Below are 20,843 nucleotides of genomic sequence, written 5' to 3'. Positions count from 1 at the left end.
CGATCAGGCGGCGATGGTATTGACAACAGTGTTGGTGCGGGCAGCACGCGCGCGGCGGCGGGACATCCAGCCCACCAGGCCCAGGCCCAGGCCCATCAGGGCGTAGGTTTCCGGCTCGGGCACGGGCGCCACACGCAGGTTGTCGATGGCGAACTGCGACTGGTTCTCGGCGCCGGCCAGCGGGCTGGTGCAACCGCCGTTACCGTCGAACAGGCACGAACCGATGGTCACGCTGCTGAAATAGTTGCCGCCGAAAGCAGTCAACGACAAGGTTTGGAACGGCGAATAGCCTTGGCCGTTAAGCACCGGGAAATCGTAGGCATACGACACGTTGGTACCGTTGGACAACTCGCCGACCAGGGTCAGCTGGCCGTAGGTATAGCCCCCGAGGCCACCCACGGGCGCCAGGAAAGCGTAGTCGAGGCCCGTGAGCTGGAACAGGCGGTTGTCGGTGCGGGTGACCTTGAGGCTGCCATCGTTGACGCCGAGATAGAACTGGCTGGCGTTGCCAGTGGGACAAGCGGCCACCGTGCACAGGAACGGATCGCTGCCATCGCCGATGGCGCCGGCAAAACCGGTGCCGCCAGGACCGGCGGCAGGAGTATCGATCACGGTCAGGTTGTAGCCGGATTGGGTGATGACTTCGGTGCCGCCATAGATATTCGGCGCGACCGACTCGAAATCGATCACCCCGGCCAGCGCCGGCGTGGCGGACATCACGGCAAGCGCGCCCACGGTGGCGGCAGTCAATTGGCGCAGTTTCGATTGGAAGAATGTCATTTTCTGTTGCCCTTGTGGTTAAGTGGTGAGCGCGGGTCGCCGGGCTGGTTGCCTGTCGGCCCCATGTTCTACTTTTTTGGAAAGTAACAATGAATATAAACAAACAACTCTCGGTGCAGTAACATATTATTACAATTTATTATTCTTTTTATATTGATAAAGACTGAACAATATACCGATTCCTCTATGAAAGTATGAGATTTTCCAGACGCCATACTTCGCTCAGATGAGCACACTTTACGTTGTATGCAAACAAAATTCCCACATAGAAATTTAACGTTCTTTTCGAAAATATCACCCCATCCTCGGCCTTTACCCGGGCAATGCCATGCCATCGTCGCGGTTCATGACGGTTTGATGACATGCATAAAAAAAGCCGGCGCAAGCGCCGGCTTTAGCCCTACTGCTAACAGGGAATAGATTATTCTGTCATCGCTTTCTTGATAGCAACGCAGCGTTCATCTTCTTGGTGCGTGACCAGCAGCGCACGGCGGGTGCCGGCCGACAAGCCGGTCTGCGCTGCCACCGCGGCTTGCAAGCGTGCCACGCTGGCCGGCGTGCACGCGGCCGGTATCAGGGCTGCCGCGTAGGCGCGCATGTAGACCGGGCCGGCCGCTTGATCCACCTGCGCCAGGCCGTCCAGGCGCGCACCGGCGCTCTGCTCGGCCAGCGCGCCCTGCTCGGCCGGATACAGTCCGAACATGGCGGTGCGGATGCGCGAGAACGGCAGCTTGGTCTGCAGGTCGCCGATGGTGGCCAGCCATTCGGCCTTGACCTTGGCGTCCGGGCGGGCCACGGTGGCGGCCAGCGCGGCGGCCTGGCCGCTGTCGGACTTGTCGCGCGCCTGTTCGACGCTCAACAGCGCGGCGCTGCCACGCACGTCGTAACGGTTCAGGCGGGCAACGATGTCCCAGCGCGCGTCCTGGCTCACGTTCAGGCCCGGCACCACCAGCTTGCCATCGAGAATGTCGGCCAGGCGCTTGAGCGCGGCCGGGCTGCTGGCCAGGTTGACATAGGTGGTGAACCAGCGGCGCTGGAAGTTGCTGTCGCCGCTGGCCGCGACCGTGGCCTTGAACGCCATGTCTTCCAGCTGCACGCCCACCTTGCTGCGGTACCTGGCGGCGGACGGGCCCATCTTGTCGAGGTAATACTTCGATTGACCGATCTTGCCGACGATATCGCCGAGCAGCGTGTAATCCTTCTCGGCCGGCGCGTTGGCCAGCACGGTTTTCAGGAAACTGTTGAGCGGCAGTTTGCCATCGCGCACGCTATCCCACAGGCTTTGCCACAGCATCGCGCGCAGCAGCGGATCGTCCACCTTGCCCAGCGCCGCCTGCGCGGTGGCGAACGATTTCTGGTCCAGCGTCACCTTGGCAAAACCCCAGTCCTGGTAGTTCGGATAGACCAGGTCCGGGCAGGCCGCGCCCACCAGCTCCGGCACTGGCGTCTCGGCGCCCTTGTAGGTAACCGCGACGTTCTGGCTCAGCGCCATGCCATCCTTGCCCTGCTTGAACAGCGCCACTTGCACGCGCTGTTCGCGCAGGGTCGGCATGTCCTTGCTCGGCGCGCTTTGCAGCAATTTAAAACTGTTGACCTTGCCGCCGGCGCAGCTGAGCGACGCCTGGATGGTGTTGACGCCCGGCTCGTACAACCATTCCTTTGTCCAGCCGCTCAGGTCGCGGTTGGCGGCCTCGCCCAGGCTGCCGATGAAGTCTTTCAGTTCGGCATTCTGGTACGAGTACTTGACCAGGTAGTTATGCACGCCCTTGCGGAACACTTCCGCACCCAGCAGGTGGCGCAGCTGCATCAGGGTGGAGGCGCCCTTCGAGTAGGTGATGGCGTCGATATTGTCGAAGGCGTTGGCGGTCGAAGGCACCGGCGTTTCGATCGGGTGCGTGGTCACGCGCTCGTCCATGACGTACGCAGCCTGCTTGCCGCTCGAATAAAAACTCTGCCAGGCGTTCTTGAACTCGGTGGCTTCGGCCGTACCCAGCGTGCCCATGAAGGACGCGAAGCTTTCGTTCAACCACAGGCCGTTCCACCACTTCATGGTGACCAGGTCGCCGAACCACTGGTGCGCCATCTCGTGCATGATCACCGACGCCAGGCTCTGGCGCTGGGCGGCGGTCATGGTTTCCTTGTGCAGAAAGCGCCCTTCGGCAAAGGTAATGGCGCCGGCGTTTTCCATGGCGCCGTACAGGAAGTCCGGCACCAGGAGCTGGTCGTACTTGGCAAACTGGTACGGCACACCGAAGTACTCGTCGAAGAATTTCAGGCCCTGCGACGTGTACGTGAACCAGTCCTTGGGCGACACTTGCGCTGCCACCGACTGCCGCGCGAACAGGCGCATCGGGTACGGGCCGCTGTTGTCTTCCCAGACCTGGTACGGACCGGCGTGCATCGAGAAGTTGTACGGGCTCAGTTTCTTGGTGCGCGGGAAGGTCCATTCTTTCGCACCAGCCACGTCCTTGACGCCGCTCTCGCGCATGGTGGACACCGCCACCCAGTCGGCCGGCGTGGTGACAGTAACCTGGTAGGTGCCTTTCAGGTCGGGCTGGTCGAACAGCGCGAACATCTGGTGCGCGGCAGCCGGCTCGAAGTGCGAATACGTGTACACGCGGCCATCGACCGGATCGACCATGCGGTGCAAGCCCTCGCCGTTGGTGCTGTGCAGGCGCTCGTAGGCGATGGTGACGCTGTTGCGGCCCACTTTCAGGTCTTGCGGCGCGATGGTGATGAACCACTGGTTGTACTGCGGCGCGACGGCCTTGCCGTTGACGACAAGCTGGCCGATGGTGGCCTTGTCGAGGTCGATGGTCAGCGGCTGGTCGGTGTCTTTCAGGTCGAATTCCAGCGTGGTGGTGCCGGCAAAGGTTTCCTTGCCGGTCAGCGTGAATTGCAGCGTGTAATCGACGTTCGAAACGCGGGCCGAGCGGGCCATGGCGTCTTCCTGCGACAGGTAGGCGTTTTCGGCGCGCGGGGCCGGGGTGGCGGCAAACGCAGGATGGGCGGCGCCAAAGGCCAGCACCAGGGCGGCGGCGATCAGATGTTTTTTCATGGTGGTCCTTGATGTGGAAACGCCCGCGCAGTGGCGGGCGTGGCGTCAGCTGCAAGCTAACGATTATTTTTTCAGGTAGGTGTCGAGCCAGCCGATCACCTCGTGGTGCCACAGCACCGAGTTGGCCGGCTTCAGTACCCAGTGGTTCTCATCCGGGAACATCAGCAATTTGCTCGGGATGCCACGCCGTTGCAGCGCGGTGAACGTACCGAGGCCTTGCGCGGTCGGGATGCGGAAGTCGAGGTCGCCCTGCACCACCAGCATCGGGGTTTTCCAGTTTTTCACGAACAGCGCCGGGTTGAATTTTTCGTGCGCTTCCGGGTTGTCGTAGTAGGTGCCGCCGCTTTCCCATTCGGTGAACCACAGCTCTTCGGTCGAATACGCCATGCCGCGCGTGTCGAACACGCCGTCGTGGTTGACGATGCACTTGAAGCCGTCGGACCAGTGGCCCTCGATCCAGTTCATCATGAAGCCGCCGTACGACGCGCCCAGCGCGCAGCTCTTCTCGCGGTCGAGCCACGGGAATTTCTGCACGGCTGCCGCCAGACCTTTTTGCAGGTCTTCCAGCGGCTTGCCGCCCCAGTCGCCGCTGATCGAGTCGGTGAACTTCTGGCCGTAGCCGGTCGAACCGTGGAAGTCGATGAACACGGTGGCGTAGCCGGCACCGGCGTACACCTGCGGATTCCAGCGGTAGCTCCACGAGTTGCCGAAGCTGCCTTGCGGGCCGCCGTGCACCAGGAACGCGATCGGGTATTTCACGCCCGGTTTCGCATCCCACGGTTTCATCACGTGACCGTAAACCGTTTCGCCATTGGCGCCGGCGAACGAGAACTGCTCGTACTCGCCGAATTTCACGTCGGCCAGCGCGGCTTCATTGACGTTGGTCAGTTGCGCAGCTTTCTCGCCCGAGCCGCCCAGCTTGAACTGGTACAGCTGCGCGCTTGATGCCAGGTTGGCCTGGGCGATGACGACCGTATCCTTGACCACGTCGAAGCCGCTGACGTAACCGTTGCCGGTCAGCTTGCGCACCTTGCCGCTGGCGGCGTCGATGGCAAACAGCGGGTGCTGGCCGATGTCGTCGGCAGTGGCCAGGATGGTCTTGCTGTCCGGCGTCCAGCGGTAGTCGGCGATCGAGCGGTCCCAGTTGTCGGCAACGGTGCGCTTCTTGCCGGTGGCCACGTCGATCAGCACCAGGTGGAAGCGGTCCGCCTCAAAGGTCGGCTTGTCCATCGCCAGGTAGGCCAGCGTGCGGCCGTCCGGCGAATAGATCGCCTTGGTGTCCCAGGCCTGGTTGTCGGCGGTCAGGTTCTTCGGCTCGCCGCCGGTGGCAGGCACCGTGTACACGTCGAAGTTGGTCGACCACGCTTCGGTCTTGCCGGCGATGCGGGCGGAGAACACCACGGTCTTGCCGTCCGGGCTGAAGTGATACTCGCCGTTGTCGCCGAACGGCTTCGACGGTACGTCGCCATCGAGCGTGCCCGACAGGGCTACCGGTTCGGCGCTGACCTTGCCGGCGGTGTCGATCGGTGCCGCGTACAGCACGTTGGTGCGGCCGTCGGCCCAGGTGTCCCAGTGGCGCACGAACAGCTTGTCGTACACCTTGCCGCTGGCCTTGTTCTTGCCCTGCTCGTCGAGACGTTTTTTGGTGCAGGCCAGGTCCACGCAGTCGCGGAACACTGCCACGCTCAGCGCCAGGCGGTCACCCTGCGGCGACAGGCGGAAGTTCTCGACGTCGAGCGGCAGGCTGGTGACCTTGGCGGCTTCGCCACCGGCCAGCGGCAGGCGCCAGACCTGCGACGAACCACTGCGGCCGGACAGGAAATAAATGGCGTCGCCCTTGGGCGACCAGGTAGGCTCGCTGCTGCTGGCGTCCGCTTGCGTCAGGCGCACCGGCGCCGCCTTGGGGCTGCGCAGATCAAGCAGGTAGAGCTGGGTGTTGCCCCGGTTCTTGTCCATGTCGGTGGTGCGCACGGTGTACACCACGCGGGTGGCGTCGGGCGACAACACGGGCGCGCCCACGCGCTCCATCTTGACCATGTCTTCTACGGTAAAGCCGCGTGGCGCGGCGATGGCGCTCGAGGCCGCAACGGCGGCGCCCAGCATCAGCACAGGTAATCTCATTCGGGGATCTCCGACTGTTAACAAAAAGTACCGGCTGGTGGCCGGTCGTCGAACATCATACCAAGATCAGATAGTGCAAAGGGCAAATGTTACTTTACGCTACTTAAGGACTTGAACTGACCGGGAAAATATATTTCGATGACAAGCGTTTTACCGGTTCCACAGCGCTAAAAATGGGCGCATAATTTCCCACTCACCAGTTCAACCTTCCATGACTACCACCGGCATGTCATGTGAACAACGCGCTGTCCCAGCCGGTAAATGAACAGCACACAACATTGCAGTCTGAACAGTTGTGAACAAGTGTAAATCGGCGTTGAACGAGGCCAACCCGGCGCTAAGGTTATCCGACCGCCGCGCTGGACGCTTCCTCTGAACGCCACCCGCGCAGCCTCGTCTTACGATCCAGTCAGAAACGGGAAACGCTATGCTTACTGCCACCTATGTCATTCTTTCGCTGTCGGTAGAACAAAAGAAAGAACGCCAATTCATTTCGCGCCTGCTGCAAACCGTGCAATCGGTCCGGCGCCGTCCGCAGGAAATCGATCCTGCCACCATCGAATCGCAACTCAAGCAACTGACCTCGTTTGCCGAGGCGCGCCACCAGCGCAAGGTCGAAGCGTGCCTGATGCCGGCCGTCTGCGCGGCCGCGCGCGCCACCGACCGCAACTGCGATGCGCTGATCAACGATCTCGAATCGTTGAGCCGCCACGGCAGCGCCACCCTCAACGCCGTCAACAAGTGCATGCGGCGGGCCATGCGGCGCAGCGCCAGCCAGTGCCAGTTCCTGTGCCGTACCATCGACCTGTATTGCTACAACCTGCTCAAGCGGCTCGACCGCGAAGAACAGGACTTGCTGCCGCTGGCGCAAAAAGTCATTTCCAGCGCCGAGTGGTTCGAGATCGGCCGCGAATTGCTGGCGCAGGAAGACAGCGGCGCCGCCAACCAGCCATCGCTGCGTCCGCGCCATGCCGCCACCTACGCCGGCCGCCCGGTGGATATCCGCATCTGACGTTGTTGTTTTCAGCAAGGTAGCGCCGGGAATGCTTGCCTAAGAAATTAGGCAAGGCTAATATCGACTCATGCCCACCAAGCTTGCCACCTCACCATGAGTCAAGGCGCCACCCTTCTGCACCTGCGCGGCGCGGCCGGCATGGATGCGATTTATCGCAAGATCAGCTGGCGCCTGCTGCCACTGCTCATGCTGTGCTGCGCGGTCGCTTATCTCGACCGCGTCAACGTCGATTTCGTCGCGCGCCACATCGGCGCCAGCCTGGCCTTCCGCGAGCATGTGCACAGCTGGGGCATGGCCGCATTTTTCATCGGCTACTGCGTGTTCGCCGTGCCGAGCAACCTGCTGCTCGAACACCTGGGCACGCGCAAGATGCTGCTGCGCATGATGCTGGGCTGGGCGGCATGCTCCGCCGCCAGCGCGTTCGTGCGCTCTCCGATCGAGTTCTACCTGATCCGCTTTTTGCTGGGCGTGTTCGAGGCCGGCTTCTTCCCCGGCGTGATTCTTTACCTCACCTGGTGGTTCCCGTCCGGACGGCGCGCGCGCGCCATCGCCGTGTTTGCCTCCAGCACGCTGGCGGCCGTCATGCTGGCCACGCCGCTGTCGAGCGCCATGCTGCAGGCGCTCACGCCGCTGGACCTGTTCGATGGCTGGCAGTGGCTGCTGCTGGCCCAGGCCGCGCCGCCGCTGGTGCTGGGCATATTCGCCTGGTGGTATCTCGACGACCGGCCCGGTGATGCCGACTGGCTGTCCAGCTTCGAGCAGCAAATGGTGGCGCAAGACCTGGCCCGCGACGAGGCGCGCCGCCACGGCGGCAGCGACAAGGATGTTGACATGGACGATCCCGATGCACCGTCGGCGCTGGCCGTGCTGTGGGACCTGCTGCGCGACCGCACCATGCTGCTGCTGGGCGGGGCCAACCTGCTGCTCACCGGCGCCGGCTTTGCCATCGTCCACTGGTCGCCGGCGCTGCTGCAGCGCTGGACCGCCAGCGATCCAGCGCAACTGGCGCTGCTGTCGCTGGTGCCCGGACTGGCCGGCATCGTCGGCATGCTGGCTATCGGCTACGACTCCGACCGCAGGCGCGAGCGGCGTGGCCACTTTGTCGCCAGCACCGTGCTGGCGGCCGGCGGCCTGGGACTGGCGATCGCTGCCGACGGCATGCTGGCCTGGTCGCTGGCAGGACTGGCGCTGGCCACCATCGGCATCGCCTCGGCCACGCCGCTGCTGCTGGCGATCGCCACCGACCTGCTCACGCGCGGGCAGATGGCAATCGGTATCGCTGTTGTCACCAGCATGGGTGTGCTGGGCGGCGCTTTCGGCCCCGCGCTGGGCGCCCGCCTGCTGGCCTGGGGCGATACCGCCGCCATGCTGGCGGCGCTGGTCGGCACGTATCTCGTGGCCGGCCTGGTCCTGCTGCTGGCGCTGCGCCTCGCCTCGCGGCGCGGTGGACCGGCCTCGCAAAGTGGCCAGAACGACAAGCTGGCGCGCAACTCGGACCAGCGCTGATATCGCGGCAGGACGATCGGTCTAAACGGTTAGGCTAGAATATGGCGCCGGTCGGTTACCCCGCGACCGGCGCTTCCGTCCACCCAACTTCAAAGCGAACCATCCATGCGTTTTGTCTTGCCTACTTCAACGCTGGCCGCCATCCTGGCCACCGCGCTTGCCAGCGGCCACGCCGTCGCTGCTGCCACTTCCCCCGCCCCGATCACGCTGGACCAGGCCATGGCCAATCCTGACTGGATCGGCACACCCGTCGAATCGGCCTGGTGGGGCTGGGACAGCCGCCAGGTCTATTACAAGCAAAAGCGCGCCGGCTCGCCGCTGCGCGACACGTTCCTGGTCAACGGCGGCGCCGCCAAACAGGTCGATGACAAGCAACTGGCCAACCTCGACACCGCCAACCCGGTGTACAACCGCGAGCACACGCGCGCCATCGTGCTGCGCAACGGCGACCTGTTCGAGCGCGATCTGAAGTCCGGCGCGCTGACGCAAATCGTGCGCGGCACCGCTGCCGCTGCCGATCCGCAGTACGCGGCCGACGGCAAGCAGGTGCAATTCCGCATCGGTAACGACTGGTTCAGCTGGAGTCGCAGCGAGCGTCTGGTGACGCCGGTGGCCGTGCTGCGCACCGCCAAGGACCCGGATGCCAAGCCCGAGGCCGATTCGCTGCGCGACCTGCAACTGCGCCTGATCTCCACCCTGGCCCGCGTCAAGGAAGAGCGCGACGCCACCCGCGCCCAGCGCGATGCAGAGCGCAGCGCCGACGCCACCCGCGCGCCGAAACCGGTGTACCTGGGCGAGAAGGTCGTGATCGCGTCGAGCGCATTGTCGCCGGATGGGCGCTACCTGCTGGTGGTCACCAGCGCCAAGGATGCCGACAAGCGCCGCGTGGGCAAGATGCCGCGCTACGTAACCGAATCCGGTTACGAGGAAGCCGACGACGAACGCCCGCGCGTGAGCGACGCCGGCCCCGTGCCGCACCAGTTGAAACTGCTGGAAATCGCCACCGGCAAAGTGACCGACCTGTCCTTTGACACCCTGCCCGGCATCGCCACCGATCCGCTGGCCGACATGCGCGCAGCGCAAAAGCTGGCCGCGCTCAAGGGCAACCGCCCGGTACGTTTCGAACGCAGCGCCGAATCGATCCGCTGGAGCGACGACGGCGCGCGCGTGGCCGTGATGGCACAATCGGTCGACAACAAGGACCGCTGGATCGCCACCGTCGACCTGACCGACGCCAAGCTGCAACCGCTGCACCGCTTGAGCGACCAGGCCTGGGTGAATAATCGTGGCAACGACTTCGGCTGGCAGCCGGACAACAGCACGCTGTGGTTCCAGTCCGAGGAAAGCGGCTACGCCCACCTCTACCTGAAAAATGCCCGGACGCCCGATGCGGCGCCGCGCGCGATCACCTCGGGCAAATGGGAAGCGAGCGACGTCACCTGGTCGGCCGACGGCAAGATTGCCTACTTCCTGTGCAATCCGAAACTGCCGGGCACCTATGAAGTCTGCGCCAGCAATACGACCGACGCCAAGGTAAAGGAACTGACCACGCTTGGCGGCGTGGAGAGCTTCACGGTGTCGCCGGACGGCCGCAAGCTGCTGGTGCGCTACTCGACCTCGTACATGCCGGCGCAAATCGCCACCGTGCCTGCCACCGGCGGCGCGGCCACCCAGCTGACCGACACCCGCAGCGCCGACTACAAGGCCCGCAACTGGATCGCACCGCAAATCGTGGCCGTGCCATCGACGCATGGCGCCGATCCGGTATGGGCCAAGCTGTACCGCCCGGCCACCCTGGAACCCGGTAAAAAATACCCGGTCGTGATGTTCGTGCACGGCGCCGGCTACCTGCAAAACGTGACCCAGCGCTTCCCCGTGTACTTCCGCGAGCAGATGTTCCACAACCTGCTGGTACAGCAAGGCTACATCGTGCTGGACATGGATTACCGCGCTTCGCTCGGCTACGGCCGCAACTGGCGCACGGCGATCTACCGCCAGATGGGCCACCCGGAACTGGAAGACTATATCGACGGCCTGAACTGGCTGGTGGCCAACCACCAGGGCGACGCGAAAAACGTCGGCATCTACGGCGGCAGCTACGGCGGCTTCATGACCTTCATGGCGCTGCTGCGCGCACCAGACCAGTTCAAGGCCGGCGCCGCGCTGCGTCCCGTCACCGACTGGACCACGTACAACCACGAGTACACGTCCAACATCCTCAACACGCCGGAGCTGGACCCGCAAGCGTACAAGGTCTCGTCGCCGATCGAATACGCCGACAAGCTCAAGGGCCACATCCTGATCGCCCACGGCATGGTGGACGACAACGTGTTCTACCAGGACTCGGTGCGCATGGCGCAGCGCTTCATCGAACTGAAAAAGGACAACTGGGAACTGGCCTCGTACCCGCTGGAACGCCACGCGTACGTGCATGCGGAAAGCTGGTATGACCAGTACCGCCGGATTTACCAGCTGTTCGAGCGCACGCTCAAAACCAGGGAGTAAAAAAATGGCGGAACCTCGGTTCCGCCTTTTTTTTCACCACATCAAATCATCGGGAATCTGAAACGCCGCGTACGGATCGTCCTCTTCCACCACCGCAGCGGACTGCTTGACGCGCACGACCAGCGACGCATCGCGTTCTTCGATCTTGTCGGCGATTACGCGCGGCACCAGTTCCACCGTCGCGCCCAGCACCACGATCACCAGCCGCCCCGCCACCAGGTGCTCGCGCACCGCCGGCGACACGTAGATCCGTTCGATCTTGGTGCCGTGGGTGAAGTTGTAGGCGATGTCGTCCTTGCCGTTCTTGGTCTTGTCCTGGCGGTTCTGCTGCACCATCTGCACGATCTGCGCCATGATGGCTTTCTGCTGGGCGGCCGCATCGCGCAAGGCATTCGCTTCGCGCGCCTTTTCGGCGTTCTTGCGCTGGATTTCCTGCGCCGCCAGGCGGGCTTCATCGACCGACTGTTCGCCGGTGCGGCGCTCGACTTTCTTCTGCTTGCTCTTTTCCTGGTTGGCCAGTTTGGCCTTGGTCTTGTCGATCAGGCCCGCTTTTAAAAACTGCTCTTGTAAGGAAACCATGTCCTTTGCTCCGTGTGGGGGGATTGCCGGCTGCGCCAGCGTCAAGCCGGTAGCATAGCAAAGTCGAGCGGTGGGCCGACAGGAAATCTGGCCACCGCCAGCAAACATTTGGCATTTTCAAATCGGGCTGCTATAATTGCGCGCCTTGGCCTGGTAGCTCAGTTGGTAGAGCAGAGGATTGAAAATCCTTGTGTCGGTGGTTCGATTCCGCCCCGGGCCACCAAGAACAACGCTCAGTGCGCCAAGCGCAACTCGAGCCGCTCGATCACATGGTGCACATCGGTCGCCTGCACGGGCGGGCTGAAAAAGTATCCTTGCCCGATACCGCAGCCATTGGCAAGCAGCCAGTTCATTTGCTCCCTGGTTTCGACCCCTTCGCCGACGATGCGCATCTGCAGTGCGGCGCCCATGGCAATAATGGCTTGAGTCAACTTCTCCGCGTTTGGATTTTCCAACATACTTTGAATAAATGACTGATCGATCTTCAGGCACTGCAACGGCAGTTGCCGCAGATAGCTCAGCGAGGAGTAGCCAGTACCGAAGTCGTCCAGCGAGGTGTGGATACCCAGCGCATTCAACTCTTGCAGCACCGTCTGGGTACGCGCCAGCTCGCGCATGATGCAGGACTCCGTCACCTCGATTTCCAGGGCGTCGGGCGTCACCTGGTACTCCTGGAACAGGTCGGTCAGGTAAGCCATCAGGTCGGGGGACAGGATGTCGGCCAGCGACAGGTTGATGGCGATTGGCAGCAGCGGCATGCCTTCCTGCTGCCAGTGCGCGCGGTCGGCGATGGCACTGCGCATGACCCAGCGGTCAATGCGCGTGATCTCGTTGCTGCGTTCGGCGATGGCAATGAACGCGCTCGGGCTATTTTGTCCGCGGGTCGGATGGTTCCACCGCAATAGCGCCTCCAGGCCGATCACCTTGCGGGTGGACAGGTCGACCTTGGGCTGATAGACAAGCGAGAACTGGTCCCGCTCCACCGCCTCGGACAAGTCGCGCTCGAGCATGACGTAGTCGAGGTGCTCCGACGCCATGGCCAGTTCGAACACCGAGCTGCGCGCGCGTCCCAGCGACTTGGCATGGTAGAGGGCCAGGTCGGCGTGCTTGAGCAGGTCGGTGACGGTCCGGCCATGACCCGGTGGAATGGCGATGCCGACCGATATCCCCAGGCGCAATTGCTGGCCGTCCACGTCGAACGGAGCGGCGACCGCCTGGTGCAGGCGCTCGGCAAAGGTCAGCGCGGTGGCGGGACTGGGATGCGGTATCTGTGGCAACAACATGAATTCATCGCCGCCCAGGCGCGCCAGCAGATCGAACTCCCTGGTCACGGCCGTCAAGCGCAAGCTCAATTGCTGCAACACCTGGTCGCCGGTGTCATGGCCATAGGTGTCGTTGATCTTCTTGAAGTGGTCGAGGTCGAGCAGCATCAGCGCACAGTCGAATTGCCCGAGTGCCAGACGGCGCGACAGCGCGTCTTCCATGGCCAGCCGGTTATGCAGGCCGGTGAGGTGGTCATGGTGGGCTCTCCAGTGCAAAGTCTGCTGGAGTTGACGGTTGTGGTACAACTTTTGCGCATCGCTCAGGATTCTCAGCAGGTTTTGCAGTGCCTCGGCCTCGGTCTGGGTCCAGGGCGCCGAATGACCGCGCACGGTTTCCTGCCACGCTGCAAACGATCGGCGCGGCTCCAGGATGATCTGGCCGTCGGGCAGCGTGACCATGTCCGCCTTGGTCGGCTGCCCTCCCCAGCGCACCTGGTGTACCTCCTCGGGCCGGCTCAAAAAGCAAAAGCTGATCTGTTCCTCGTGTCGTTGCGCCAGCAGCAGGCCGGCGGCGTCGGGCAGTGAGGCGAGCCCGGGCTTTCCGCCGGCACGCAGCGCATCCCACATCAGCGCTGTCGGATTTTGGTTGCGGATGTCCACCAGCGCAGCAACTTCGTCGAGGATATGCGCTGCGTCGCAGTGCTGGATGCCGGTACCACCGGCGTAGTCGAACCCGCCGATGCGCACACCCAGATTGCTCGCATTAAATGCCTGCAACAGCCTGGGCAGCCAGCGGTCGATGACGGCGGCGATTTCGCCGTTCATGACCAGGGCCTGGTGGAACTGGTTCAGCAGGCTGTCGAGCGCCAGGCGCCGTCCCATGACATCGAGGTTGGACAGCGCCTCGATGCGCATATTGGCCACCTCGGCCAGCAATTCGCAGACCTGGCGCACGGCTTCGCGGATCTGGTGCGGCGGCGTCTTCGGTTCCTGGTGATGGCAGGCGATCAGTCCCCACAGCTTGCTGTCGCACACCAGCGACACGCTCAGCGAGGCGCGCACGCCCATATTGTGCAGATACGAGAGATGCGCCTGGGACATGCCGCGCAACATGCAGTAGCTCTGGTCGAGCACCCTGCCGTCGGCCAGCACCGGCGGCACCAGCGCGTCGACCGGCGCTTGTACATCGGCCAGCACCCGTAGCGTGTTCGCCAGGTAAAGCCGGCGCGCCTGGGCGGGAATATCGGACGCGGGAAAGCGCAGACCCAGGTATTTCTGCTCGCACCGTTCCGAGGTCCGCTCGGCCACCACCTCGCCGCAGCCATCGGCCAGGAAACGGTAAATCATCACCCGGTCGAAGTTGGTGAATTCCTGCACCACCTGCGCACACTCGTCGAAGAACGGGGCCAGCTCCTCGGCATGGCGCAGGCGCGCGATCAGGTCCGCAAAATCGTCAAGCATGCGGTTTTGACGTCCCGTGCTGCCGAAAGTGCGCTCGACCGGCAACCATTCGAGCACGGCCAGCTCTGCGGACCGGTGTGCAAGGCATTCCCACCGCGCGGGCGAATGCGGCGCGGCGGGAGCCCGGGTTTGTTCGAACCGCAGCCGCCAGGGCTGCATGATGGCACCCGCTGAGGGCAGCGTGTCGAGCGCCAGCGGATGGCCACGGTTCACGGTGGCCACCCAGTCTGCCAGCGCGCCGCCGAGCAACGCGCTGGCGCTGTGCAGTCCAGGCCAGTGACGCAATACCCCTTCCGATACCTGCACGATGCGACCGGTGGCGATGTCGATGACCATCAGGAACCCGTAAGACTGCACCGTGCCGAGCAAGTGAATCGGCTCGAGCGCGCAGCTGCGTTCCAGGTCCGTCGCAATGGTGCTGAACGCGTCGTTCGTCTCCATCTTGATCCTCCTTGACGGGATATCTTCCGCCTCCTCCCACAGCGCTTCACTGCGCCAGGTCCGGAAGGCATGACCATACGTCGGTGACGCTAACGCCACCTGAAATCTTAAGACCTGGCAGATGAAGATTTGTTCCGCTCAGCCACGCGAGGCAGGCCGGATCGATGTCGGCATCGATGTATTGGTCTGCGTGCACTATCGCACAAACATCGTGGCGAAACCTTTCTAAAATATATCCACATAGAAATTTTTGTTTCTTTTTAATATGCTCTCGCGAGTTGTACAGCAAATCCGCTTCAATCGTTTCCCCCTACTTCCCCCAGGAGCTCCCATGCGTTTGTCCAATCTGAAAATCGGTGTGCGCCTCTACATGGCGTTCGGTGTGATCGTTGCCATGCTGGCGACACTGGTCGTTGTGGCCGAGGTCAATTTCAGCCGCCTCGGCACGGCCAACAGCTGGAACGTGCACACCTACGAGGTGCTGGCCGAAGCCAACGCGCTGCAGGAAAACCTGATCAACATGGAAACCGGCCAGCGCGGCTTTTCGCTTACCGGCAACGAAGCATCGCTCGAACCCTTTCACGCCGGCAGGGCCGCCTTCACCAGCCACCTCGCCAGGATCGTCGAACTGACCAGCGACAACCCGACCCAGCAGCAGCGGCTGAAGGACCTGGCGGCGGCTGAACAACAGTGGCTGCGCGAGGCGGTGGAGCCTGCCATCGCACTGCGCCGCAGCGGTGGCGACCAGCCCGAGACCATGGCGGCGGTAGTGCAACTGGCGCAGTCGAACAAGGGCAAAGCGGCCATGGATGCCATGCGTGCCCAACTTGCCGTGATCCGGGACGGCGAGCAGGTACTGTTGACACAACGCTCGGCCGACCTCGCCGCCCAGCGCACCCGCACCGACATCCTCTTGATCGGCGGCGGCATCCTGGCGGCATCGATCGCTGCCGTGCTGGCATACCTGCTAACGCGCAACATCACGGTGCCGCTGCAAGGCGCGGTGGCGCTGGCCCAGCGCGTTGCCAAGGGCGACCTCAGCAGCAAAATGGTCGTGACCAGCAAGGATGAAACGGGCGAACTGATGCAGGCGCTCAGCGACATGAATGCGGCGCTTTACAACATCGTGCAGGAGGTGCGCAGCGGTACCGACACCATCGCCACCGCCTCGGCCGAAATTTCTGCCGGCAATATGGACCTGTCCTCGCGCACCGAGCAGCAAGCCGGCTCGCTGGAAGAAACGGCCTCGTCGATGGAAGAACTGACCGCCACCGTCAAGCAGAATGCCGACAACGCCAGCGAGGCGCGCGACCTGGCCAGCTCGGCCTCCAGCGTGGCCGTGCGCGGCGGCGCCATGGTGGCGGAAGTGGTGACGACGATGGGCTCGATCAACGATTCGGCGCACAAGATCGTCGACATCATCGGCGTGATCGACAGCATCGCGTTCCAGACCAATATCCTGGCCCTGAATGCAGCGGTGGAAGCGGCACGTGCCGGTGAACAGGGACGCGGCTTCGCGGTCGTCGCCACCGAGGTGCGCAACCTGGCGCAACGCTCGGCCAGCGCGGCCAAGGAAATCAAGGTGCTGATCGACGATTCGGTCAGCAAGGTTGAAGTGGGCAGCAAACTGGTGGACCGCGCCGGTGCGACCATGCAGGAAGTGGTGGACAGCGTGCAGCGGGTCAACCACATCATCAGCGATATCGCCGCCGCCAGCGCCGAACAGCGCCAGGGCATCGAGCAGGTCAACGACGCCATCACCCAGATGGACCAAGTCACGCAGCAAAACGCCGCGCTGGTGGAAGAAGCGGCAGCCGCCTCGAACGCCATGCAGGAACAGGCGGCAGCGCTGGCGCACGCGGTCAGCGTGTTCCAGCTGACCCCGGCCAACGCCGCGCCAGTGGCCATCTATAACGCGCGTCAAGCACGCACGCAGCCATCCCGCCCCGCGCGGCAGGCAGGCGCCATGGCGATGCTAGGCGCCTGATGAAGTACAAACCGCAGCGCCGCTCTCAAGCAAATGGATCGTGCAGGATGAACCGGTATCTCTGCGGCCGGCTCTGCGGTTTGTCCGGCACAGTCATTTCAATCAATCCACCATCCAAGGCTGGCTGCAGATAATTGGAACGGAAATGTTTATGGTCTTTTAAACCCAGTGCGCTTTGAATGTCGGTACGTTTCATTTCACCGTGCATGACCTCAAGTAGCCGGCTGACTTCAGGGGTGACTTGGGGGGGGAATTGGGGGGTGGCCTCTTCGACAAACTGCCGCCCGGTACGCACCACGAACTGGTTCGCTTCCACGTCATCGATCAGATCGATGGAAGGCCAGTCCTGCAAAGCGCGTGGGATTCCTGTACCCAAGCCCCGATAAGGCAGCATATGCACCGCATGTTCGGTCAGCATGGGATTGCGACGATTGGTCGCCCCCCCCCGGCAGATCGCCTACGCATACCACCCGTGCATCAGCCCCGCTTATAGATCACCCAAAGAAATCCTGAATATCCTTCCCGCGCATCGCGCCCTACTATTTCTTCATCGGAGTGCCTGCCGAAATTTACCACCCGTGCAGCCGCTCCTGCGTTGAACCGCTGTCCGTCCGAACAGCGGAAACTCTTCAAGGAGAATTAGTATGACCGACCTCAATCGTCGCGGAATCCTGGCCGGTGCGGCCGCTGGTGCGGTGGCGCTGGGCGCTGCTGCCGCTGCCAAGGCTGCCGAATTCGGCAATCCGAATCGGCCGCTGCAAGGCGCCATCAATTCGTCGGCGCTCGCCAATGCCGATCCCGGTCCGCAAAATCCGGCGCTGCGCGATGTGCTGCCGTCGTTTGCCAATCCACCGGCGACCGACGTGGGCGGCATGCAGATCCCCTGGAACTCGTTCAACATGGCGCACAAGCGCATACAGGATGGCGGCTGGGCGCGCGAGGTGACCACCAAGGCGTTCCCGATTTCGAAGGACATCGCCGGCGTCAACATGCGCCTGGGACCGGGCGGCGTGCGCGAGCTGCACTGGCACCAGCAGGCCGAGTGGGCCATCGTCACCGTGGGCGGCATCCGCATCACCACCATCGACAGCCAGGGCCGCTCCGAGGTGGCCGACGTGGAGATGGGCGACATCTGGTACTTCCCGCCCGGCCTGCCGCATTCACTGCAAGGCATTGGCGCGAACGGCGGCGAGTTCGTGATCGCCTTCGACGACGGCGCCTCCGGGGAATTCAACACCCTCATGCTCAGCGACTGGCTGGCCCACACGCCGCCCGACATCCTGGCGCAGAACTTCGGCGTACCGGCCGATAAATTCAGGAACATCCCGCTCGAGCAGCTGTGGATTTACCAGGGCGCGCAGGCCGGTCCGCTCAGGGCCGACCAGCTGTACGCGGCCTCCAGCCTCGGCCGCCCCGACCACCCGTTCATCTTCCGCATGGGCGCCATGAAACCTACGCTGACCCAGCCGGGCGGCGAAGTGCGCATTGTCGACAGCAACAATTTTCCGGTGTCGAAAACCGTGGCGGCGGCGCTGGTGACCTTGCGCCCGGGCGGACTGCGCGAAATGCACTGGCATCCGGACGCCGACGAATGGCAGTACTTCATCAAGGGCTCCGGGCGCATGACGGTGTTCAATACCGGGCCGGTGGCGCAAACGGTGGACTTCAACCCCGGCGACGTCGGCTACGTGCAGAAAAGCCTGGGCCACTACATCAAGAACACCGGCACCTCGGACCTGATTTTCCTCGAACTGTTCAAGTCCGACCACTTCGCGGAAGTCTCGCTGTCGCAGTGGCTGGCCAACACGCCGCGCCAGCTGGTCAAGGAGCACTTGCGGGTGGACGACGCCACGCTCGACGTCATCCACAAACTCAAGAACCGCCGCGACGTCATCGCGTGATGTAAGGAGACAGCCACCATGAACACCGCCGCCACTGTCAACACCGTCGTCACCATGCGCGACGCCCTCGACCACCAGCGGCGCGGCCTGCGCTCGATGCTGGCGTTTGCCGGACCGGCGGTGGTGGCGTCGGTGGCGTACATGGACCCCGGTAATTTCGCCACCAACCTGCAGGCCGGCTCCACCTACGGCTACCAGCTGCTGTGGGTGGTGCTGCTTGCCAGCCTGGTGGCGATGCTGTTCCAGGCCATGTCGGCCAAGCTGGGCATCGTCACCGGCCGCAGCCTGGCCGAGGTGTGCCGCGACGAGTTTTCGCGGCCGCTGGTGGTGGCGATGTGGATTGCCGCCGAAATCGGCGCCATCGCTACCGACCTGGCCGAGTTCATGGGCGGCGCCATCGGCATCTCGCTGCTGTTCGACGTGCCGCTGGGCTGGGGGCTGGTGGTCACGGGCGTGGTGACGTTTGCCATCCTGTCGCTCGACGCGCAGGGTTTCCGGCCGCTGGAAATCGTGATCGCCGCGCTGGTGGCGGTGATCGGCCTCAGTTACCTGGCCGAGCTGGTGATCGTGCCGCCCGACTGGCACGCGGCGCTGTTCCACACCTTCGTGCCGCAACTGCACGGCAAGGATGCGCTGATGCTGGCCGTGGGCATCGTCGGCGCGACCATCATGCCGCATTCGATTTACCTGCATTCGGGCCTGACGCAGCACCGCGCGCCGGCCCGCAACGACGCCCAGCGCCGCCAGCTCGTGTCGTTCTCCAACCGCGAGGTGGCGGTCGCGCTGGGACTGGCCGCGCTGGTCAACATGGCGATGGTGGCGATGGCTGCCGCCGCCTTCAGCGAGACCGCACCTGGCCTGGCCGATATCGCCACCGCCTACCACACGCTGGTGCCGGCGCTGGGCGCGGGCGCCGGCGTGCTGTTCCTGATTTCGCTGCTGGCGTCGGGCATATCGAGCTCGGTGGTGGGCACCATGGCCGGCCAGAACATCATGCAGGGCTTCGTCGGTTTTAAAATCCCATTGATGGCGCGGCGCCTGGCGACGATGGTGCCGGCGTTTATCGTATGCGCCACCATGAATCCGATGACGGCCATGATCGACAGCCAGATCTTGTTGAGCCTGGTGCTGCCGGTGCCGCTGATCGCGCTGGTGGTGCTGTCGTCGCGCCGCTCGGTAATGCAGGGTTTTACGGCCAGCCGCAGGCTGACCGTGATGGCGGCGGTGGCTGCCGCCGCCATGGTGCTGCTTAATGTGGCGCTGCTGTGGCAGGCATTGGTGGGGTGAGTGACAAATGATCGAGTCGCGCCGCGCCCTCGTCGAGCAGGAACCGGTAAAAGTCGCGCGCCGCGCGCGGCAGCCCATGTTCGCCACGGTGCACTGCATGCCACTGCTGCATCACCGGAAAGCCCTGCACATCGAGCACGCACAACTGGCCACTGCGCACATCGGCCTGCACTTCGCGCGCGGACAGCAGGCCGATGCCCATGCCGGCAATGACCGACTGGCGGATCGCCTCGCTGCAACCGAGTTCCATGAAGCGCGGTGCGGTGTCAAAACCGATGGCGGCGCGGCCCAGCAGGGTGTCGTCGGCCACCTGGCGGGTATCGGTACCGTGCTCACGCACGATCAGGCATTCGTGCGCCAGGTGCGCGACCGGCACCTGCGCCGCGCCGGTCAGCCGGTGATCGGGTGGCGCCACCAGCACGAACGGATTGTCGGCAAACGGCGTGGCATCGACCCCGCGCAGTTCGGGCGGATGCAGCATCACCGCCAGGTCGAGCGTATCGCAGCGCAGCATGGCAACCAGCTGGTCGCGGCTGCGCACGGCCATGTCGAGGTCGATGTGGTCATGGCCCTGCAGGAAGGCGCGGATCAGGTGCGGGAAGCAGCAACTGCCCGACGTGATCAGGCCCACGCGCAGGCGCTGGCGCGGTTGTTCGGCAGCAACGTTCAGCAGGCTGGCCAGCGATTGCTCGGCCGCGCGCAGGTCGGCCAGGATCACCTGGCAGTGGCGCAGCACCACGCGGCCGCCGTCGGTGAGCGCAATGCGCTTGCCGGTCTGGCGAAACAGCGGCAGTCCGGCCAGGCCTTCCATCTGCTTGATCTGCATCGAGACGGCGGGCTGGGTCAGGTGCAGGTCTTCGGCCGCGCGCGAAAAGCTCAGGTTGCGCGCCACGCTCTCGAAGATGCGGAACTGGCGCAGGGTGATGTTTTTCATCGGGTG

Annotated in this window: 13 protein-coding genes and 1 tRNA gene; 7 read left to right on the top strand and 7 right to left on the bottom strand. The window is 63.7% G+C overall.

The window, feature by feature from the left end:
- Window positions 1-3 precede the first annotated feature (3 nt).
- From ASF04_RS23360 to ASF04_RS23350, 3 genes are all read right to left on the bottom strand, one after another.
- Window positions 4-780, bottom strand: a complete 777-nt coding sequence (locus tag ASF04_RS23360) for an NF038120 family PEP-CTERM protein (RefSeq protein ID WP_056147100.1) — start codon at window positions 778-780, stop codon at window positions 4-6.
- 421 nt (window positions 781-1,201) lie between these two features.
- Window positions 1,202-3,838: an aminopeptidase N gene (pepN, locus tag ASF04_RS23355; protein WP_056147098.1), complete on the bottom strand. Its 2,637-nt coding sequence runs from the start codon at window positions 3,836-3,838 to the stop codon at window positions 1,202-1,204.
- A 63-nt stretch (window positions 3,839-3,901) separates the two neighbouring features.
- Window positions 3,902-5,959 (bottom strand): S9 family peptidase, encoded by a 2,058-nt coding sequence (locus ASF04_RS23350; RefSeq protein WP_056147095.1) that lies wholly within the window; start codon window positions 5,957-5,959, stop codon window positions 3,902-3,904.
- A 427-nt stretch (window positions 5,960-6,386) separates the two neighbouring features.
- On the opposite strand from ASF04_RS23350, the gene ASF04_RS23345 reads away from it, so the two are divergent.
- From ASF04_RS23345 to ASF04_RS23335, 3 genes are all read left to right on the top strand, one after another.
- Window positions 6,387-6,971: a hypothetical protein gene (locus ASF04_RS23345; protein ID WP_056147093.1), complete on the top strand. Its 585-nt coding sequence runs from the start codon at window positions 6,387-6,389 to the stop codon at window positions 6,969-6,971.
- A gap of 96 nt (window positions 6,972-7,067) precedes the next feature.
- Window positions 7,068-8,480 (top strand): MFS transporter, encoded by a 1,413-nt coding sequence (locus ASF04_RS23340; protein ID WP_056147091.1) that lies wholly within the window; start codon window positions 7,068-7,070, stop codon window positions 8,478-8,480.
- Window positions 8,481-8,585: 105 nt separating this feature from the next.
- Window positions 8,586-10,985, top strand: coding sequence for a S9 family peptidase (locus ASF04_RS23335; RefSeq protein ID WP_056147089.1), 2,400 nt, complete (start codon window positions 8,586-8,588; stop codon window positions 10,983-10,985).
- A 33-nt stretch (window positions 10,986-11,018) separates the two neighbouring features.
- Here the strand turns inward: ASF04_RS23335 and ASF04_RS23330 are convergent, their stop codons facing one another.
- Window positions 11,019-11,564 (bottom strand): DUF2058 domain-containing protein, encoded by a 546-nt coding sequence (locus tag ASF04_RS23330; RefSeq protein WP_056147087.1) that lies wholly within the window; start codon window positions 11,562-11,564, stop codon window positions 11,019-11,021.
- A gap of 147 nt (window positions 11,565-11,711) precedes the next feature.
- On the opposite strand from ASF04_RS23330, the gene ASF04_RS23325 reads away from it, so the two are divergent.
- Window positions 11,712-11,787 (top strand) — tRNA-Phe (locus tag ASF04_RS23325).
- Window positions 11,788-11,797: 10 nt separating this feature from the next.
- Here the strand turns inward: ASF04_RS23325 and ASF04_RS23320 are convergent.
- Window positions 11,798-14,728 carry an EAL domain-containing protein gene (locus tag ASF04_RS23320; protein ID WP_056147085.1) on the bottom strand — a complete coding sequence of 977 codons (2,931 nt, stop codon included), beginning with the start codon at window positions 14,726-14,728 and terminating at the stop codon, window positions 11,798-11,800.
- A 331-nt stretch (window positions 14,729-15,059) separates the two neighbouring features.
- On the opposite strand from ASF04_RS23320, the gene ASF04_RS23315 reads away from it, so the two are divergent.
- Window positions 15,060-16,715, top strand: a complete 1,656-nt coding sequence (locus tag ASF04_RS23315; protein ID WP_056147083.1) for a methyl-accepting chemotaxis protein — start codon at window positions 15,060-15,062, stop codon at window positions 16,713-16,715.
- Window positions 16,716-16,740: 25 nt separating this feature from the next.
- Here the strand turns inward: ASF04_RS23315 and ASF04_RS23310 are convergent, their stop codons facing one another.
- The gene (locus ASF04_RS23310; protein WP_056147082.1) at window positions 16,741-17,133 is read right to left on the bottom strand and encodes a Fic family protein; all 393 of its coding nucleotides are present in this window, start codon (window positions 17,131-17,133) and stop codon (window positions 16,741-16,743) included.
- Window positions 17,134-17,359: 226 nt separating this feature from the next.
- On the opposite strand from ASF04_RS23310, the gene ASF04_RS23305 reads away from it, so the two are divergent.
- Together ASF04_RS23305 and ASF04_RS23300 are read left to right on the top strand one after the other, a co-directional pair.
- A complete protein-coding gene (locus ASF04_RS23305; RefSeq protein WP_056147080.1) occupies window positions 17,360-18,616 on the top strand; it encodes a cupin domain-containing protein in 1,257 nt (418 codons plus the stop codon).
- Window positions 18,617-18,634: 18 nt separating this feature from the next.
- Window positions 18,635-19,903 carry an Nramp family divalent metal transporter gene (locus ASF04_RS23300; RefSeq protein ID WP_056147078.1) on the top strand — a complete coding sequence of 423 codons (1,269 nt, stop codon included), beginning with the start codon at window positions 18,635-18,637 and terminating at the stop codon, window positions 19,901-19,903.
- On the opposite strand, the gene ASF04_RS23295 is transcribed toward ASF04_RS23300, so the two are convergent.
- Window positions 19,866-20,837 carry a LysR family transcriptional regulator gene (locus ASF04_RS23295; protein WP_056147076.1) on the bottom strand — a complete coding sequence of 324 codons (972 nt, stop codon included), beginning with the start codon at window positions 20,835-20,837 and terminating at the stop codon, window positions 19,866-19,868. The genes ASF04_RS23300 and ASF04_RS23295 overlap by 38 nt on opposite strands.
- Between the last annotated feature and the right edge of the window lie 6 nt (window positions 20,838-20,843).

This window comes from Duganella sp. Leaf61 (assembly GCF_001421905.1).
GTDB classification, from domain to species: Bacteria; Pseudomonadota; Gammaproteobacteria; order Burkholderiales; family Burkholderiaceae_D; genus Rugamonas; species Rugamonas zoogloeoides.
The sequence above is the reverse complement of the archived record's forward strand: the minus strand, read 5'-3'. Positions and strand labels throughout refer to the sequence as shown.

Bases quoted from the DNA above. Each gene is read 5' to 3' on its own strand.
- ASF04_RS23360 (WP_056147100.1), bottom strand. From the start codon at position 780: ATGACATTCTTCCAATCGAAACTGCGCCAATTGACTGCCGCCACCGTG.
- pepN (WP_056147098.1), bottom strand. From the start codon at position 3,838: ATGAAAAAACATCTGATCGCCGCCGCCCTGGTGCTGGCCTTTGGCGCC.
- ASF04_RS23350 (WP_056147095.1), bottom strand. From the start codon at position 5,959: ATGAGATTACCTGTGCTGATGCTGGGCGCCGCCGTTGCGGCCTCGAGC.
- ASF04_RS23345 (WP_056147093.1), top strand. From the start codon at position 6,387: ATGCTTACTGCCACCTATGTCATTCTTTCGCTGTCGGTAGAACAAAAG.
- ASF04_RS23340 (WP_056147091.1), top strand. From the start codon at position 7,068: ATGAGTCAAGGCGCCACCCTTCTGCACCTGCGCGGCGCGGCCGGCATG.
- ASF04_RS23335 (WP_056147089.1), top strand. From the start codon at position 8,586: ATGCGTTTTGTCTTGCCTACTTCAACGCTGGCCGCCATCCTGGCCACC.
- ASF04_RS23330 (WP_056147087.1), bottom strand. From the start codon at position 11,564: ATGGTTTCCTTACAAGAGCAGTTTTTAAAAGCGGGCCTGATCGACAAG.
- ASF04_RS23320 (WP_056147085.1), bottom strand. From the start codon at position 14,728: ATGGAGACGAACGACGCGTTCAGCACCATTGCGACGGACCTGGAACGC.
- ASF04_RS23315 (WP_056147083.1), top strand. From the start codon at position 15,060: ATGCGTTTGTCCAATCTGAAAATCGGTGTGCGCCTCTACATGGCGTTC.
- ASF04_RS23310 (WP_056147082.1), bottom strand. From the start codon at position 17,133: ATGCTGACCGAACATGCGGTGCATATGCTGCCTTATCGGGGCTTGGGT.
- ASF04_RS23305 (WP_056147080.1), top strand. From the start codon at position 17,360: ATGACCGACCTCAATCGTCGCGGAATCCTGGCCGGTGCGGCCGCTGGT.
- ASF04_RS23300 (WP_056147078.1), top strand. From the start codon at position 18,635: ATGAACACCGCCGCCACTGTCAACACCGTCGTCACCATGCGCGACGCC.
- ASF04_RS23295 (WP_056147076.1), bottom strand. From the start codon at position 20,837: ATGAAAAACATCACCCTGCGCCAGTTCCGCATCTTCGAGAGCGTGGCG.